Raw genomic sequence first — 13,176 nt, 5'->3', positions numbered from 1 at the left:
CGAATAATGTGCTTTTACTACTCCTGATCATTGCGTTTCAAAAGTGAAATTATATCTGAATATTTTTAATAATATCCCATACTATACGGACTTGAAGTAACTTTGTCAATAACTTTCTTAGGATAATATTTTAAAAGAAACAAATCATCGGAAATCTGTTAAGCCAGCCATATGAAATATGTAAAATACTATTTAAAATAAAGCGGATGCAAGCCTTTACCGATATCTGTACTTACGTTCAATAAAAATGCTTCATACTGGCTCCTTCCCCATCAAGGCAAAACCGTTACTTTTTCCTATCCATCATCAAAAGTCCGAGCTGGAATAACCAGGCTCTCCTGAACGTTTAAAACTCCATCCCCAACCATGATGCAGCCACCATCAGGAGCCCAACGACAATCACAATAACCGGTCCTACAACCATTAATCCAACTAGCAATGAAACTACTGCTTCCAGGAAGATCCGAAATGGTCCTGCTTTTTCCTTTTTATTCTGTTGCTGCGTTAATAAGTCTTCAAGATGACCGACTTTTTGCTTCAATTCCTGCAACTCCTGAATCACTTTTGTGTCTTGATCCATTCAATATTCACCCTTTTTAATTTAACAATAAATGTTAATTCTATCATTAACATCCATTTAATTAAACATGAAATCAACTCTATCATTCTATTTTTTTCCACGAAATTAAAACTGTTTTTTCAAATTCTGTCATCAATGTTACAATAACAAGGTTGAAATCAATCTATAGAACACGTGAGGTATCTTATTTTTTATGAAAGCAATACGATTATTAAAGGGGTTTAACTTTTTATATTTTGGACTGCTTGCCATTTTCATTCCGTTTCTCCCAGTCTATCTGGCTGATCAAGGTTTGCGTCCAGCCCAAATCGGATTCATCATCGGTACGGGAGGTTTTGTCACCCTCATCACCCAGCCTTTATGGGGAATGATCAGCGACAAAACGAGGACGATACGAAAAGTCCTGTTGTTACTCATCTTTTTCTCGAGCGTAATCGGTTATTTCCTCTATGATTCAAGCAGTTATCTCCAGCTCATCCTGTTTGCCATGCTGCTATATTTCTTTTTGATGCCGATCGATCCCCTGACGGAAAGCCTTAACTTTACGATGGCAGAGAAATCCGGGATCAGTTACGGTTCCATCCGGACATATGGTGCATTGGGTTATGCGGTCATATCGCTGATCACCGGCTATGTTATGTCATATTTCGGAGCGAACAGCCTGGCCTTCCTTTTTGCGGGCATAGGATTGATCAGCTTCATTATCAGCTGGATGATGCCTGATGCACCCGTTTCGGGAAAACCCGTCACATTAAGCAGCCTTAAGCATTTTTTCAGCAATAAAGAGACGCTACTCTTTCTGTTATTGGTCTTTATCTGTGCTGTTCCAGCAAGGATGAACGATACTTTCCTCGGAGTGTATATCCGGGAACTTGGAGGAAGTGCCAAGCTTGTAGGCTTGACCTGGTTCTTAGCGGCGGGAAGTGAAATCGTTGTGTTCGCCCTAAGCTTTTGGTGGCTTCGCAAGGGTAAGGAAATCATCATCATTTCGTTTGCTGCAGCGTTTTTCTTTATCCGTTATTTCGTCTCTGCGTGGATTACCGATCCACAGCTATTAGCTTATTTGCAAGTCATGCAGCTATTGACCTTCCCTATTTTCTACTCGGCGGCCATCCAATATCTGTATCGGATCGTTCCGGTGGAATGGCGTGCCACAGGCCAGACCGTACTGGCACTGCTATTCTTCGGGGTTTCGGGAATCATTGCTTCTTATATAGGCGGAGCCATATATGGGGCTTACGGCGGCAAGATCCTTTACCTGTTCATCTCCTCCATCTCCTTTATTGGAATGGTATTTGCCCTGGTTCTATACCGGATATACGGCAAGAGGCTCGATACCGCAGAGGAAGCTGTATAATCAAAAAAATCGTATAAAAAAGAGCATGTTTTGATCAAAACATGCTCTTTTTGCTTTCCGTTAGCGAAATAAAGGGGCAACCATTAACATTAGCACAGAGAAGCAAAGCAGTATAGCCGTTGTCCTGTTTGAGAGTTTTACGTGTCCGCCATTTTTATAGAACCCTGAAAATTGAAGCCGGTTTTTATAAAGTACATAAAGTAATGGAAAAATTGCCATACCAACAGTCCATCCCCCTGTGGTATTCTCTGCGGTTATTCCAAAAATCGCAGAGATGGAATGAATGATGAGCCCCATTATCAATCAATAAAATTTTGTTATACGAAATAATTCCAGGATCACTCTTACCATCATTTCACCGCTTTCTGTCTGCTTTCCCGTTATCCTTAAAAAAAAGGCTGCAATCAGCAGCCTTGAAAGAACTTTACAGTATGGAATATTTACCTAAACACAACTTACTCTTCTTCCTGGACGAGCGAATGTTTAAATGCATAAATCACTGCTTGCGTGCGGTCCTGTACGGCAAGCTTACTTAATATATTGCTGACATGCACTTTGGCTGTTTTCAGGGCTATGTATAGTTCATCCGCAATTTCCTGATTCGTTTTCCCTTGTGTCATCAGCAGCAAAATTTCCATTTCACGGTTTGTCAATTGATCATGTAGCTGGGTGACCTTTGGGCGACGCAGCTTCTCCATCATTTTTCCCGTCACTTCAGGTTCAAGTACGCTTTGTCCCTGGAAAGTGGATCGGACGGCTCTCGCAATCTCGCTGGCCTTTGACGTTTTCAACATATAGCTCGTCGCCCCGGCTTCCAATGCCGGGTACACTTTTTCATCATCCAGGAAGCTAGTCACAATGATGATCTTTGCTTCAGGCCATTTTTCGATAATTCGTTTCGTCGCTTCTATGCCGTCCATTTCCGGCATCACCAAATCCATCAAAATGATATCCGGACGCAATTCCATTGCCAGTTCGACAGCTTTCAAGCCATTGTCCGCTTCCCCGATCACTTCGATATCCGACTGCGCGGATAAATAAGCCGATACACCTATCCTTACCATTTCATGGTCATCGACAAATAATACTTTAATCATCATGATCACCTCCAGCATTTAATAATGGGATTTTCACTTCAAGTTTCGTTCCTTTATTCGGAACGCTTACAAGTTGCATCGTTCCGCCTAATTCAACAGCCCGTTCATGCATGTTTTGCAGACCATATGATCCCGTTTTCGACTCTTCGACGTTAAAACCGATGCCGTCATCCGTTATCCGTAAAATGATCATCCCATCACGAACGATCAATAGCACTTCAAGCGAGTTCGCTTTGGCATGTCTCAGTGTATTGGAAATCGATTCTTGTAAAATCCGAAACAGATGGTCCTCAATCCCCTTATCCAGAGTGACAGCCTCCATCTTCCAATTAATATCCATCGTCACTTTTTGGGCCAATTCCAAAAGAAGCTCCTTCATTCCTTCATGTAAAGATTTTCCCTTTAATGCAACAGGCCTCAAGTGAAGCAATAACGCCCTCATCTCAAGCTGGGATTGATGGATCATTTCTTCCACTACCTTGAATTGTTTCATTTCCGTTTTTTCCATATCGGATTGTGACTCGGTGATGGCCGACATGAACATCGAAGCGGCAAACAATTGCTGGCTCACCGAATCATGCAGTTCCCGCGCTAAACGGTTTCGTTCCTGGGAAACGATTTCCTGGATTTGTTTCTCCTGATCAATGGCCTTTTCATTCGCCATTTTTTGTGATAATTTTGTCTGTTCATTGATTTGCTTATGGATTAGATGCATCCGTTCCACCATTTTAGCCATCTCCTGGACAGGATACGTCTCCTGTTGCGAAGGAAAGCGGCCCTGTTCAAGCAAATGCAATCCTTCATCCACCCTTTCCAGCTGCCTCTTCCAAAACATTCCCGAAACGACTCCATAAATCAGCCCTGCCGTCATGACCAGGCTTGGCAGGAATATGACGAAGGGTAAACCCATGACCACTTTCCCCCACAATAGGCTCCAGTCGGATAAAGGAAAGATGAAGAAAACCGCCGCCGGCAAGGCAAGGGAAAGCACGAAAGCAACACCAAGCGCGGTCAATATCTGGCGCGTCAGTATACTCATATCCGCTTCACCTCTAAATCCCCAACTAAGATTGAAGTGATGATATGGACCTTTTGATCCGTTTCATTGAATCCTTCCGTTTGGTAGGAGTAAATTTGATTAAAGACCTTGGATTCAGGCTTATTTTCGAAAATCCTCGCTCTGCCTGCAATGATGGAATGATGGACCCTGATTTCGATGCCATACGGTACGAGAACAGTGATATTGCCAATGATATTCCTGATGGAGATGACAGCGTCGCCTTTCGGTAAAATCGTTTTGCTTAAATCGATAACCGTATCACCGACCCCGCCCTGAACATTCACGGAATTCCATTCATATACATGCTCGGCCGTCTGTTGATGGCCGAAAAACTTATTTTTAAAAAGGAAATCGGTTTTTAGCAATTGTTCCTTATTGATCTTTTCTTCGTCGGAATCATCATTGGTTAAAATGGGACTGACCCAATCTGGATTCTTTTTGGACTGATAATATAAAAACAAAAGATAAAGGAGGATCGCCATTAGGAAAAATTTAAAGACGAACATATTCAAGACATTGATGATAAGGGAAATCAACCCTATAAAAAAAAGGATTTTCCCGATTGTCCGTTTTGTGAATTTCCTGCCTAAATAGATGCATCCTATTGAAAAAGCGAGGGAAAAAAGGAGACCTCCGCCCGTAAATGAAATTTCTAAAAAAATCAGGACGACTCCGATGAGAAGTATCCATCCCATATAGTCCGTCTTCATCTTGTTCAACATCGGTTCGCCTCCCCTGTATATGATCATGATATTCTTAAAAGGCACAGGAACCCGTGCCTTTTAAGAATACCATGAAATTATCATGTTCTGACAGCCTGTTTTCCCCCGCCCTCCATTCCAAAAGGTCAGGGGATGACAGCAGCCTTAATAAACCTTTACGCTTCTTTCTGTTCCAATTCTTTTTCAAGCTGGGCAATCCTGGCATCGATCGTATGCCGATTATAATCAGTATGGACCTGATGCTCGATGCGATCGATATAATGCTCCATTTCTTCAAACATCGCTACAGGTTTGGCTTCGGATCGTCCCCCATCCAAAACCCGATTGATCCGGTTGTTTGCCCGGGCAATATTTTCCCTGCCCATCAGCTCCAGACGCTTTAGATGCATATCCTTCAGCTTATGCTTCATTTCTTCATATTTTCGCTCCAGTTCATCCAACTGAACCTCTGCGCTTTTATGCGCCTCCTTCAAACTTAGCGCTCGCTCTTCATAGTGCAGGCTTTCCTTTACAGCAAACTCCATTAAATCCGTTTCTCCCGACTGCTTGGCAATTTCAGCCTGATGCTTACGTTTTTCAGCCAGATTTTGCGCCTGATCATATTCACGCGTAAACTCTTCTTTCAAAAGATATTGACGTTCAAGCAGCTTACCGACCTTTTCTGTCTCCTGCTCACATTGACGCAAATATTGATTTAACATACCGATCGGATTTTTTTGCTCCTTTTTATCCAGCAAGTCGTGAAAATCCGCTGAAATCGTTTGTTTCATTCTTGAAAATAAATTACCCATTCCAATTCCATCCCTTCTATTAGTTCTTATTCAACTCTTTCCACTCTCTTTCAAAATTTGAGAATGGGTCATTTTCTTTCGATGATGCACTTTCATCATTTTCATTCCATTTTTTATAGACTAGGTAAAGAACATATGCTGCCACCAATCCCAATATTGCCGGGATATGGGAAATAGAAACGATCAGCACGATAATGGAGACGGACCCCCATGCAATCTTCGCCCCTGTCGATTCGGACTTCATGAACTGCTTGAATCCAAAGTATAGGATCACCAAGCAAATCGCCAGGCTGATCAGTGGACCAACGTTCGCCAGTAACAGGAAAAGTGCGATCAGCCCTACAATAAATAAACCAAATTTCTTCATTGTTTTCGTCCTCCTTTCTATGTTTATATCTTATCTACTTTTACAAGTTCGTATAATGAGCCTTAGCTATATTTTCTAGTAAGACTTAAGGCGTAGGCGCTGTAAGTCCGATGCTAGTGAGCACGTTTTGATCGTGTGTTTGGGCACTTTACTCGTGCGTTTAGTGTTATAAATGCTGACCTTGAATAAAAAAAATCTTCCGATATAACCGGAAGATTGGTGGAGTGCCACTATCATTACAAATACAAGCCTTCGACGTAAACTGAGGTGATGGTTTGAGCAATTTCTTCAACAGAACTTTGGTGTTCATTTCGGACAATTTCCCATAGATACATTTCATTCGTGAAGAACCACCCTCTTGCCACTAGCTCATGGTTTAATTCAGCTCTTGCCAGCCCATTTTGCTGTGCGTAGGCGACGTCCTTTGAAATGCGCTGGATGAACTTCATGCGGATCGCTTTCCATTTATCTGAAATAATGGTTGAGATCCCGATGGCCTGTTCGAAAACTTGCATCATATTGCGTTCGGCTTCTGCCATTTTCAAAAAAGCATTAGCTTGTCTGTTTATGATATGTTTTGCTTCGTCTTTTGATTTTGGAAAGAAAGAGGTCTCGGCAATTTCATAAAATTGCTCCATTACATTTTCCATTAATACAATTAACAAATCCTCTTTCCCTTTAAAATGAACATAGGCCGTTCCGTATCCGATGTTTGCCCTTTTGATCATTTGGGAAATAAGCGCAGCTTGATAACCTTCTTCAAGAAATGTTTCCTTTGCAGCTTCTAATAACTTTTGCCGTGTCATGATCGAGCGTAAATGCCGTTTATCCCCTACTTTGCCATTCTCCATGCTTATTCCTCCCCTTATCTTCTAGCATAAAGGATTTCCATCAAATAAAAAACATTTGTTGGAAAGATCGATTCAATGTTTATAATTTTCTGAATTAACTTATTGACATGATGTCATATTCTTTGGTACGATTCTCCTAGAATTATTTAGAATACTAATATAGGAGGATGATTATGGTTTCTGAATACACATTGGATCACGCTAAACAAATGGATGAGAAAGATACTCTTAAAGGTTTTCGAGAAGAGTTTTATTTAAAGCCGGGATCCATCTATATGGATGGAAATTCATTGGGTCTTCTTTCGAAAAGGGCCGAACGCACCCTTTTGGAATCTTTGGAAGATTGGAAGGAACATGGGATTGATGGCTGGACGCAAGGGAATCACCCATGGTTTTTCATGGCTGAGAAATTGGGCGCGAAGATGGCCCCATTGGTCGGGGCTTCTCCCGAGGAAGTTATCGTAACCGGCTCCACAACTGTAAATCTGCATCAGCTTGTTTCCACCTTTTATAAGCCTGAAGGAACGCGCATCAAAATTTTAGCGGATGAATTAACCTTTCCGACTGATATTTATGCTCTTCAAAGTCAGCTGCGCACACATGGATACGATCCGGAAACCGATCTCATCCGCGTCAAAAGCTCGGATGGCAGATTTCTTGAAGAGGATGACATCATCGAAGCAATGACCGATGACATCGCTTTGATCATCTTGCCAACGGTCCTGTATCGCAGCGGTCAAATATTGGATATGAAACGATTAACTGATGAAGCTCATAAAAGAGGAATAGTAATCGGATTTGACGGATGTCATTCTATCGGTGCCATTCCGCATTCATTCAGCGAATGGGACGTGGATTTTGCGTATTGGTGCAATTATAAACATTTAAATGGCGGCCCTGGCGGTGTAGGCGGTTTATATGTAAATCGAAAACATTTCGGGACGATGCCTGGATTGGCTGGATGGTTCGGCTCCAAAAAAGATAAACAATTCGATATGGAACATACGTTAACACCAGCTGAATCGGCGGGCGCGTATCAAATCGGCACGCCGCATGTGTTAAGTTGTGCTCCTTTGATTGGGTCTTTGGACATTTTTATTGAAGCGGGAATCGAGAACATTCGCGAAAAATCCCTGAAAATCAATCAATATTTAATGGATTTAATCGAATCCGAATTGGCAGACATGGGATTTCACATTGGAACTCCTAGAGAAGACGTACGCCGCGGAGGTCATGTAAGCCTTGAGCATAAAGAAGCGGCACGGATATGCAAGGCATTGAAAGAGAACGGTGTCATTCCCGATTTCCGAGCACCTAACATCATTCGTCTCGCTCCGGTTGCACTATATACTTCCTACGCAGAAGTTTGGGAAGTTGTACAAATACTCAAGAAAATCATGTCAGAGAAACAATATGAAAAATTCAAGAATGAGCGTGAAGTGGTTGCATAACATGGGATTCCGCCAGATGGGGCCCATCCCTCAAATGGGTAGTTAATTAGGGCAGGATAAAATCTTTTTTGATAAAAAGGGGATGAACTATGGAGAACAAAAATACTCAATTTATTGATGAGCCAGAAAAAGGATTAAAACGTGAGCTGGAAACAAAACAGCTTTCCATGATCGCAATGGGCTGTGCCATCGGGACAGGGCTATTTCTTGGCAGCGGGCTTGCCATTCAAGCGGCAGGGCCAAGTGTATTGCTCAGCTATGCACTCGGGGCGTTCATTGTTTTACTGTTGATGGGCTGTTTAGCCGAAATGACGGTTGCCCATCCCACTTCAGGATCTTTTGGGGCCATTGCTGAAAAGTACATGACTCCGATGGCAGGCTATCTTGTTCGCTATTCTTATTGGATTGCCAATGTTTTGGCTGTTGGAGTTGAGGTAAGTGCGGTCAGTGTGTATATGAAGTATTGGTTTCCGACCGTGCCGGGAATCGTATGGATTTTGGTGTTTGCAGGTGCCCTGATTTATGTAAATGCCACTAGCGTGAATACATTCGCTACATTTGAGTATTGGTTCTCCTTTATTAAAATAAGTGCCATTGTCGGTTTTATCCTTCTTGGATCCTATGTACTATTCGGTTCATCCGATCAGCCGCATATAGGACCTGAGAACTTTGTAAATGAAGGCGGTTTTTTCCCATTTGGCGGCTGGGGAATGTGGGTAGCCGTATTTATTTCTTTATTCAGCTTTCTTGGAACCGAAATGATAGCGGTTACATCAGGAGAAGCAAAAGATCCGGATGCAGCTGTTCCTAAAGCCTTAAAAGCGACCGTGTTCCGTTTATCCACCTTCTATGTGCTGACAATCGGCATCATGTTGATGATCGTTCCGTGGAAAACGGCTGGGATCGATGAAAGTCCATTCGTAAAAGTAATGGAAATCTTGAACATCCCTGGTGCATCCGGGATCATGAACTTTATTATTTTAACGGCTGCAGTATCTGCCATGAATGCTCAGCTCTATGCATCAACACGTATGATGTTTTCATTAGCTCGAGGAAAACATGCACCTAGCTTTTTAGGAAAGTTAAACAAAAGGGGCGTTCCGGGAAAAGCACTTGCTGTCTCTACAACCGGCATTTTCATTGCTGCAGGCGTTCATGCGTTACTCCCTGGTTCATCCTATGCATTCATGATGGGGATTTCCATGTTCGGTGCCATGTTCACATGGCTCATGATTTTCATTTCCCATTTGTTTTTCAGGGTTAAATGGGAGAGAACCGGCGGACGCAAATTGCCGGTAAGGATGATCGGTTTTCCATATTTAACGATACTGGGAGCCGTTCTTCTATTCAGCTTAATGATTACAACATGGTTTACAGATTTCAAGATCATGCTTCAATTCGGGATACCTTGGTTACTATTTTTAGCTGTTGCTTATTATGTTTCAAAAAGAAGGAATATTAACCATAATGTAATGGAAGAATCCCTGGAAAAGAAGATAGAATAGAATGACGGAATAAATAGTTTTGCATATGGAAAAGTGAGGAGATTGCGGAATGAAGAATATGGATAAAAATGAACAAACAATAACTGGTCTAGAGAAAGAAATTCAAACCGATTTTCAAAAATCGATGTCTTACGGAGATTATCTCCACCTTGATAAGATTTTAACTAGTCAACATAGATGTTCCGATCATCATGATGAAATGCTATTCATCATTATCCATCAAGCGAGTGAGCTTTGGATGAAGCTCATTTTACATGAGTTGACAGCAGCAACTGAGTCCATCCGCCAAAACAAGTTGGAACCTTCATTTAAAATGCTGTCGCGGGTTTCGAGGATCCAGCAGCAATTGATCCAGTCATGGAATGTCCTTTCAACTTTGACGCCTGCTGAATACATGGAGTTCAGGGATAAACTGGGACAATCTTCCGGATTCCAATCTTATCAGAATCGTTTGATTGAATTTGCATTAGGAAACAAAAATGTCCATACGCTCTCAGTCTATCAGCACCAAACAGATTTATACGAGCAAATGCAGCAGGCCCTTCATGAGCCAAGTATTTATGACGCGGCGATCAAAGCGCTTGTGGCGCGCGGATTACCTATTGATCAAGAAGCCATCAGCAGGGATTGGTCACAAAGATATGAACCGAATGCCAGTGTAGAAGAGGCATGGCTGACAGTTTACCGCGATGTTGAGCAATATTGGGACTTGTATGAGCTTGGCGAGAAGTTAGTGGACATTGGCCATCAACAGCAATTATGGCGTTTTAATCATATGACGACAGTGGAAAGAATTATTGGTAATAAACAAGGAACTGGCGGTTCATCAGGTGTAACGTATTTAAAAAGGGCACTTGATCAACACTTCTTCCCAGAATTATGGAGTCTAAGAACGAAGCTATAAGATATTCAAGAAACAGCAAGAAGAGATGGAGGTAAGGTGCATGGGGACATGGATTGATATTTCACAACGTCTGGATGAAAACGTTGCAGTTTGGCCTGGAGATACACCTTTCTCATACAAAGTCAATTGGAGTAAAGAAGAAAGTGGATCTGTCAATGTAGGTCAAATCAATATGAGTATCCATACCGGTACCCATATTGATGCTCCTTTTCATTTTGATGACGATGGAAAAAGAGTGATTGATTTGGATCTCGATTTATATATGGGAAGTGCCCGAGTCATCCATTTACCTAACAAGACTAGCATCGGTATCAATGAATTATCCGGTATGGACCTGGAAGGCGTCACCCGTCTGTTAATTCGGACGGATGCATGGAATGACCGGAGTGTGTTTCCGCAAACGATTCCTCATATCCAACCGGAATTAGCGGCATATCTTTCAGAACGCGGTGTTCGTCTTATTGGTCTTGATTTACCATCAGTAGATCCCTTGGATAGTAAAGAACTGTCGGCACATCATGAACTTGCCGGTCATGGAGTCCACATTTTGGAGGGTCTTGTACTAGATAGTATAGGTCCGGGTAATTATGAGTTGGCTGCCCTCCCTCTTCCATTAGTCGAAGCAGATGGAAGTCCGGTACGAGCTGTGTTGAAAAAGTTACCCTAACAAAATTTTCCGAAAAACGAGCCAGATCAAAAAATGATTTGGCTCGTTTTTTCTTCATTAAATTAGTCAGACCGCTTTTCTCGCTCCTACATTTTCCTGAGATAAGCATGACCATCAAATTTTTTCCCTAAACCAAGTACATCTATGTTATAATTTTCAGAATTCATCATCAGAGTGGAGGTCCGAAAATGGAAAACTTTTATTTATTCATCATCATGTGCATCCTTCTCATCATCTTACCTGGTCCAGATACAGCAATAGCCACTAGGAACACCGTTACCGTGGGAACATCGGGAGGTTTTAAAACGATGTTCGGCACATGCTGTGCCCTGCTCATTCATACATCAGCTGCCGTGTTCGGACTTTCAGCGATCATTGTGAAATCCGCTTTCCTATTTTCCATCTTCAAGTATGTCGGTGCCGTTTACTTGGTATATCTAGGCTTCAAGACCTTATGGGGATTAAAAAACAAACAAGTGGCCGCAGCGGCTGAAACATCCGTCAAAAGTAAGTACGAAAACCAGTCTTGCTTTAAACAAGGGTTCCTTACCAACCTGCTGAACCCAAAAGTGGCCGTCTTCTTTTTAACGTTTCTGCCTCAGTTCGTGAATCCGGGAAATGATACGTTTTTACCGTTCCTGATCATGGGCATGACATATACCGTGTTAACTGCGTTGTGGTTTGTATTTTATATCTATCTGTTGAACCAGATCAGTGCTTTTATGAAAAAGCCTAGAACCCAAGCGATTTTCGAGGGTATAACCGGTACGGTCTTGATTGGTTTCGGGATAAAGCTAGCTCTGGAAAAAGCTCATAATTAATTTGAACTGCACCCTAATCGTTAGAACGTCTAACAATTGGAGGTGCAGTTTTTATTTGCGCCATGTTTAATCAGAATATTGTTTACTGGGTCCTTCAGAGCTTAAATCACTCAACATACCCATTCACGAAAAAGCCAACCGTTTCGAGCTCGTCCTCCGTTAAATCCCGCTTTAATTCTTTAGCCAGTTCCTGCTCCATTAAGTCTCGGTTTCCCCGATGTTTGACCACGGTTCTGGCACACTCTTTCATTAGCTTAAGCTCTGCCTCCATCTCCTGTCTCGTGCATGGCCGAGCATGATGGGAGAGGATATAGGTTTCGGCATCATAGGCTTCAATTTTCTTAATGAGCAGCGACGCCTGTTCAGCCGTATAATTCCATTTTTCAGCATAAAGATTGGCATAAAGGCTGTCTCCCAGAAATAGTGTTTTTTCTTCTTGTACATAAATGATGCAGGAATCTTTGGCATGGTCGCCGCCAACATGTTCAATGATACAGGTTATATCACCGAGATCGATCGTGATCGTTTTTTCAAAGATGATATCAGGCAGAGGAAAGGTAATTTTTCTATTCGTCCCATGTTCCAATTTGATTGCATCGGCGCAAAAGGGAATCTCCGTCCCTTCTTCGACCCGTTGATCAAGGGCTTGATCTTCCCATGAAAGCGGCTGCATCTCTTTCATGTTGGTGTATGTTTTTTCCTGACAAATCACCGGAATCCCGATATTCTCCAGCCCGAATACATGGTCCCAGTGTGAATGGGTAAGAACGAGGAAATTCCCGCTTAAATCATTCCGAAGCAATTCGTCCTTAAAGAGCTGTGCATGCCGGACAGAGTTACCGGCATCGATGATGAGCGTTTTCTTGTTTCCCGTCACGGCGGCAAGTACCGGGCGATCCGTTTCCTGTACTGGCGGAAGGTAGGCAATATGTTTCGATAAGTGCTGTAATGTTTGCATGTTTCTGTTCTCCTTACGATAGTTGTGATTAGTTTGCTCAAGTAT

General features: G+C 42.3%; 14 protein-coding genes and 1 other annotated feature (1 of these 15 cut by a window edge). Of the genes, 6 read left to right on the top strand and 8 right to left on the bottom strand.

Features of this window, described 5'->3' with window-relative positions:
* Window positions 1–40 (bottom strand) — a binding site (T-box leader); it reaches 197 nt to the left of the window's first position.
* A 306-nt stretch (window positions 41–346) separates the two neighbouring features.
* Window positions 347–580: a hypothetical protein gene (locus ACQKNS_RS11055; protein ID WP_427642848.1), complete on the bottom strand. Its 234-nt coding sequence runs from the start codon at window positions 578–580 to the stop codon at window positions 347–349.
* 193 nt (window positions 581–773) lie between these two features.
* Here ACQKNS_RS11055 and ACQKNS_RS11050 point away from each other — a divergent pair, with 193 nt between their 5' ends.
* The gene (locus ACQKNS_RS11050; RefSeq protein WP_427642846.1) at window positions 774–1,937 is read left to right on the top strand and encodes an MFS transporter; all 1,164 of its coding nucleotides are present in this window, start codon (window positions 774–776) and stop codon (window positions 1,935–1,937) included.
* A gap of 455 nt (window positions 1,938–2,392) precedes the next feature.
* Here the strand turns inward: ACQKNS_RS11050 and ACQKNS_RS11045 are convergent, their stop codons facing one another.
* The 6 genes from ACQKNS_RS11045 to ACQKNS_RS11020 all read right to left on the bottom strand — a co-directional run bounded on the left by ACQKNS_RS11045 (window position 2,393) and on the right by ACQKNS_RS11020 (window position 6,825).
* Window positions 2,393–3,034, bottom strand: coding sequence for a response regulator transcription factor (locus ACQKNS_RS11045; protein ID WP_272492786.1), 642 nt, complete (start codon window positions 3,032–3,034; stop codon window positions 2,393–2,395).
* Window positions 3,027–4,073, bottom strand: a complete 1,047-nt coding sequence (locus ACQKNS_RS11040) for a sensor histidine kinase (RefSeq protein ID WP_427642844.1) — start codon at window positions 4,071–4,073, stop codon at window positions 3,027–3,029. Before ACQKNS_RS11040 ends, ACQKNS_RS11045 begins: the two co-directional genes overlap by 8 nt.
* Entirely contained in the window at window positions 4,070–4,816 is a 747-nt protein-coding gene (gene liaF / locus ACQKNS_RS11035; protein ID WP_427642842.1) for a cell wall-active antibiotics response protein LiaF, read from the bottom strand. The genes ACQKNS_RS11040 and liaF overlap by 4 nt, the downstream gene beginning before the upstream one ends.
* Window positions 4,817–4,971: 155 nt before the next feature.
* The gene (locus ACQKNS_RS11030) at window positions 4,972–5,607 is read right to left on the bottom strand and encodes a PspA/IM30 family protein (protein ID WP_427642840.1); all 636 of its coding nucleotides are present in this window, start codon (window positions 5,605–5,607) and stop codon (window positions 4,972–4,974) included.
* A 19-nt stretch (window positions 5,608–5,626) separates the two neighbouring features.
* Window positions 5,627–5,974: a flagellar basal body rod protein gene (locus tag ACQKNS_RS11025; protein ID WP_427642838.1), complete on the bottom strand. Its 348-nt coding sequence runs from the start codon at window positions 5,972–5,974 to the stop codon at window positions 5,627–5,629.
* Between the two features lie 236 nt (window positions 5,975–6,210).
* Window positions 6,211–6,825 carry a TetR/AcrR family transcriptional regulator gene (locus ACQKNS_RS11020; RefSeq protein WP_230302015.1) on the bottom strand — a complete coding sequence of 205 codons (615 nt, stop codon included), beginning with the start codon at window positions 6,823–6,825 and terminating at the stop codon, window positions 6,211–6,213.
* A 173-nt stretch (window positions 6,826–6,998) separates the two neighbouring features.
* On the opposite strand from ACQKNS_RS11020, the gene kynU reads away from it, so the two are divergent.
* From kynU to ACQKNS_RS10995, 5 genes are all read left to right on the top strand, one after another.
* Window positions 6,999–8,276 (top strand): kynureninase, encoded by a 1,278-nt coding sequence (gene kynU, locus ACQKNS_RS11015; protein WP_427642836.1) that lies wholly within the window; start codon window positions 6,999–7,001, stop codon window positions 8,274–8,276.
* An 89-nt stretch (window positions 8,277–8,365) separates the two neighbouring features.
* Window positions 8,366–9,781, top strand: a complete 1,416-nt coding sequence (locus tag ACQKNS_RS11010) for an amino acid permease (protein WP_427642834.1) — start codon at window positions 8,366–8,368, stop codon at window positions 9,779–9,781.
* A 58-nt stretch (window positions 9,782–9,839) separates the two neighbouring features.
* Entirely contained in the window at window positions 9,840–10,685 is an 846-nt protein-coding gene (gene kynA, locus ACQKNS_RS11005) for a tryptophan 2,3-dioxygenase (RefSeq protein ID WP_427644172.1), read from the top strand.
* 40 nt (window positions 10,686–10,725) lie between these two features.
* Window positions 10,726–11,352, top strand: a complete 627-nt coding sequence (gene kynB, locus ACQKNS_RS11000) for an arylformamidase (protein ID WP_427642833.1) — start codon at window positions 10,726–10,728, stop codon at window positions 11,350–11,352.
* 188 nt (window positions 11,353–11,540) lie between these two features.
* Window positions 11,541–12,173, top strand: coding sequence for a LysE family translocator (locus ACQKNS_RS10995; RefSeq protein WP_427642831.1), 633 nt, complete (start codon window positions 11,541–11,543; stop codon window positions 12,171–12,173).
* 106 nt (window positions 12,174–12,279) lie between these two features.
* Here the strand turns inward: ACQKNS_RS10995 and ACQKNS_RS10990 are convergent, their stop codons facing one another.
* The gene (locus ACQKNS_RS10990; RefSeq protein WP_427642829.1) at window positions 12,280–13,131 is read right to left on the bottom strand and encodes an MBL fold metallo-hydrolase; all 852 of its coding nucleotides are present in this window, start codon (window positions 13,129–13,131) and stop codon (window positions 12,280–12,282) included.
* Between the last annotated feature and the right edge of the window lie 45 nt (window positions 13,132–13,176).

This window comes from Peribacillus sp. NPDC094092 (assembly GCF_050279365.1).
In the GTDB taxonomy this organism is placed as follows: Bacteria; Bacillota; Bacilli; order Bacillales; family DSM-1321; genus Peribacillus.
The sequence above is the reverse complement of the archived record's forward strand: the minus strand, read 5'-3'. Positions and strand labels throughout refer to the sequence as shown.

Coding starts and splice junctions, on each gene's coding strand:
- ACQKNS_RS11055 (WP_427642848.1), bottom strand. CDS start 580: ATGGATCAAGACACAAAAGTGATTCAGGAGTTGCAGGAATTGAAGCAA.
- ACQKNS_RS11050 (WP_427642846.1), top strand. CDS start 774: ATGAAAGCAATACGATTATTAAAGGGGTTTAACTTTTTATATTTTGGA.
- ACQKNS_RS11045 (WP_272492786.1), bottom strand. CDS start 3,034: ATGATTAAAGTATTATTTGTCGATGACCATGAAATGGTAAGGATAGGT.
- ACQKNS_RS11040 (WP_427642844.1), bottom strand. CDS start 4,073: ATGAGTATACTGACGCGCCAGATATTGACCGCGCTTGGTGTTGCTTTC.
- liaF (WP_427642842.1), bottom strand. CDS start 4,816: ATGTTGAACAAGATGAAGACGGACTATATGGGATGGATACTTCTCATC.
- ACQKNS_RS11030 (WP_427642840.1), bottom strand. CDS start 5,607: ATGGGTAATTTATTTTCAAGAATGAAACAAACGATTTCAGCGGATTTT.
- ACQKNS_RS11025 (WP_427642838.1), bottom strand. CDS start 5,974: ATGAAGAAATTTGGTTTATTTATTGTAGGGCTGATCGCACTTTTCCTG.
- ACQKNS_RS11020 (WP_230302015.1), bottom strand. CDS start 6,825: ATGGAGAATGGCAAAGTAGGGGATAAACGGCATTTACGCTCGATCATG.
- kynU (WP_427642836.1), top strand. CDS start 6,999: ATGGTTTCTGAATACACATTGGATCACGCTAAACAAATGGATGAGAAA.
- ACQKNS_RS11010 (WP_427642834.1), top strand. CDS start 8,366: ATGGAGAACAAAAATACTCAATTTATTGATGAGCCAGAAAAAGGATTA.
- kynA (WP_427644172.1), top strand. CDS start 9,840: ATGGATAAAAATGAACAAACAATAACTGGTCTAGAGAAAGAAATTCAA.
- kynB (WP_427642833.1), top strand. CDS start 10,726: ATGGGGACATGGATTGATATTTCACAACGTCTGGATGAAAACGTTGCA.
- ACQKNS_RS10995 (WP_427642831.1), top strand. CDS start 11,541: ATGGAAAACTTTTATTTATTCATCATCATGTGCATCCTTCTCATCATC.
- ACQKNS_RS10990 (WP_427642829.1), bottom strand. CDS start 13,131: ATGCAAACATTACAGCACTTATCGAAACATATTGCCTACCTTCCGCCA.